Origin of the sequence: Leekyejoonella antrihumi, from assembly GCF_007845645.1 — a bacterium.
In the GTDB taxonomy this organism is placed as follows: Bacteria; Actinomycetota; Actinomycetes; order Actinomycetales; family Dermatophilaceae; genus Leekyejoonella; species Leekyejoonella antrihumi.
The window spans coordinates 1-2,857 of record NZ_VCQV01000101.1; the positions used below are offsets into that span (position 1 = coordinate 1).

Annotated in this window: 4 protein-coding genes; all 4 read left to right on the forward strand. The window is 66.9% G+C overall.

The genetic code is table 11. The features are described from left to right. The first annotated feature begins 185 nt into the window (after positions 1–185). A complete protein-coding gene (locus FGL98_RS24835) occupies positions 186–482 on the forward strand; it encodes a putative transposase (RefSeq protein WP_146321531.1) in 297 nt (98 codons plus the stop codon). Positions 483–489: 7 nt separating this feature from the next. Continuing rightward, positions 490–1,527 (forward strand): putative transposase, encoded by a 1,038-nt coding sequence (locus tag FGL98_RS24840; protein WP_146321532.1) that lies wholly within the window; start codon positions 490–492, stop codon positions 1,525–1,527. 124 nt (positions 1,528–1,651) lie between these two features. Continuing rightward, on the forward strand, positions 1,652–2,197 hold the full coding sequence (locus tag FGL98_RS24845; protein ID WP_342780008.1) for a transposase: 546 nt from the start codon (positions 1,652–1,654) through the stop codon (positions 2,195–2,197). Positions 2,198–2,563: 366 nt separating this feature from the next. Further along, the gene (locus tag FGL98_RS25675; protein ID WP_186526394.1) at positions 2,564–2,737 is read left to right on the forward strand and encodes a hypothetical protein; all 174 of its coding nucleotides are present in this window, start codon (positions 2,564–2,566) and stop codon (positions 2,735–2,737) included. Positions 2,738–2,857: the final 120 nt, after the last annotated feature.

The following is a 2,857-nucleotide window of genomic DNA, read 5'->3' on the forward strand; positions in this document are numbered from 1 at the left end:
ACCCACCGGCACCTTCGCAGTCGGGCCGGCCTCGGACCCATTCGTCGTCTTCTCATCAGTCATGCTCACAGTGAACTCCTTAAACATCAGCCTCACTGCTTACACAGACCATCTGACACCCTCCGATCCGCCGCAAGCTGCACCTGCTCGCCGACACCGGCAAGGCACCGGAGCTGATCGCCGCGATGGCCGCCCGCCACCTGAACCCGACCCGCACCACGGCCCAGGTCGGCGCCGAGGCCGACCCGGACCCTGCCGCGGTGCTGTACGTCGATGGGCACGTGCGCGCGTACCACGGGAAACGTAAGCTCGCCAAGACGCACATGTCCCGGCTGAAGTTCCCCGCCCCGGCGACGGTAGAGACCTGGATCTCGGACGCGGCCGGTGACCCGGTCATGGTCGTCATGTCCGGAGCCCGGCGCGTCGCTGGCCGGGGAGCTACGCCGCCTGCTGCCCGACCTGCGGGCCCCGATCGGGGATGACCGGCGGGTGCTGGTCGGCTTCGATCGCGGCGGCTGGTCCCCGGCCCTGTTCAAGCACATGGCCGCCGCCGGGTTCGACGTGCTGACCTGGCGCAAGGGCAGGGTCGATCCGGTCGACGATGCCGAGTTCGCCAAGCACACCCTGATCGACGAGGCCGGACGCACCCACACCTGGACCCTCGCCGACACGATGGTGGACCTGTCGATCGACGACAAGGGGAGCACCTTCACCATCCGGCAGGTTACCCGCCGCGACGACAAAGACGCTCACGGCAAGGACGGGAAGCAGGTGCATGTCCTGACTACCCGCACCGACCTGGATGCCGCGGACGTGATGTACCGGATGGGGTCGCGGTGGCGGCTGGAGAACGCGTTCCGGTACGGGCGCATGCACCTCGACCTCGACTCCCACGACGCGTACGCCGTCAGCGATGACGACCCGGACCGGATGGTGCCCAACCCCGCCCGGAAGAAGACCTACGCGAACGTGGTCGCCGCCCGCACCCGATACGACGATGCTGCCGCGCGGGCCGACCAGGCGCTGCTGGCGGCCCGGACCCCATCCCCGGGCACCACCGTGGTGATCACCAATGCCGACCATGACGCGATCACCGCCGACCAGCGGGCCGCCGAGACCGCCCTGACCGCAGCCGAAGCCGTCCACCAGGACACCCCGACACGGCTACCCCTGCGCGAGGTCAACCCGGGCCAGCAGGTCCTCGAGACCCAGACGAAGCTGCTCACGCACGCGATCAAGATTGCCGCCTTCAACACCACCACTGCGTTGGCCAGGGATCTGCGGATCCACACCGGCTACGCCAAAGCCGGCAACGAGGCCCACACCCTGATCCGGCAGGTACTGACGCACTCCGGGAACATCGACCCCGACCTCGAGGGCCGCACCCTGACGATCCGGCTGGACCCGATGCCGACCCGCCGAGCGACCTCCGCGATCGCCCAGCTGTGCGAGCACCTCACCGCCACCGAAACCGTGTACCCTGACACCGATCTCGTCCTCCGCTACGAGATCAAGACCCACCGGTGACACTGCAGGAATTATCGCGCCATGTCCGGACTCCTGGTCCCGGGCGATCTCGAGCATCGACGAGAACGACTGGACCCCGATCCACTACCCGAACGCGATCTGGGACGAGGACGAGCAGCGCCTGATCTCCGACGCCGAGGTCGCTGAGATCGAATACACCGCGTTCACCTCCTTGCGCAAGGATCAGCAGGTCACCGCCCGGTTGATCGTGCGCCGCGTCAAGCGCCTGAACCCGGCCTCGGTCCCCGAGGGACAGTCCGAGATGTTCGCCGCGTACCGGTACCACGCGGTGCTGACGAACTCGCCGATGACGATGCTGGAGGCCGAGGCCGACCACCGTGCCCACGCGATCGTCGAGCAGTCCCACGCGGACATGAGGTCCGGTCCGTTAGCCCATCTACCCTCAGGCCAGTTCGCGGCCAATGGTGCGTGGTTGGTGCTGGCCGCGATCACGCACAACCTGATGCGTGCCGCGGGGACACTCGCGTCGATGTTCCACGCGAGAGCGACCACCGGCACCATCCGAGCCCAGCTGATCGAGATCCCCGCCCGGCTCGCCCACCGAGCACGCAGGCTCCACCTGCACCTGCCGACCGACTGGCCCTGGCAGACCGAATGGGAGAACCTGTTCGCCGCGGCATGCGGCCCACCCGGGCACCACACGACCTGACCATCCAGCCCTCGCGGGCGAGACCAAGGAAGACCCCAGTGGAAAAGCCGGGCAAACCGGCGACTACGCCGCGCCCTCGAACTCCACTCCCTCAAAATCCACGCTCAACCGCCACCGAGAAACTCAGACGGTGGATCCGGCTGAGCCTGTAGGTCACACCCGTCACGCCGGTCACACGGTTACAAACCTGCAGGTCACAGCCCTACGTACGGACTATTCCGGAGCCCCAGGGGTCTGGACACGCAGTACGTCGATGACGTTGGATTCCCTTGTGATGTAGCGGATTTCCGTGTGCGTGTCGCGTGCGTTGACCCCCTCAATCTGGGATAATGCATGTATGAATCAGCGTGGGTTTTGGGGTGTCGTGTGAGCGGGGTCAGGCAGCAGGTGTTGCCGTTGCTGCCGGCCGGCGCGGTCCCGGTCGGCCGGCTGGCGGGGCTCGTGGAGGACGAGGCGGGCGGCGTGGTGTTCATCTGTGGGCAGGCCACCTTCGCGTTCGCCGCCGACGACACGGTTGGGCGCCGGTTGGCAGCGGTGTGAGGCGCCCGGCGAGTCTCGGACAGTTGGCCCCAAGGATCTGATTTCTTTGGGGTTGACTGAAAGGGAAGCCTGTTGGGAACTGGTAAGAAGTATTCGCCCGAGTTCAAAGAAGCCTGTGTT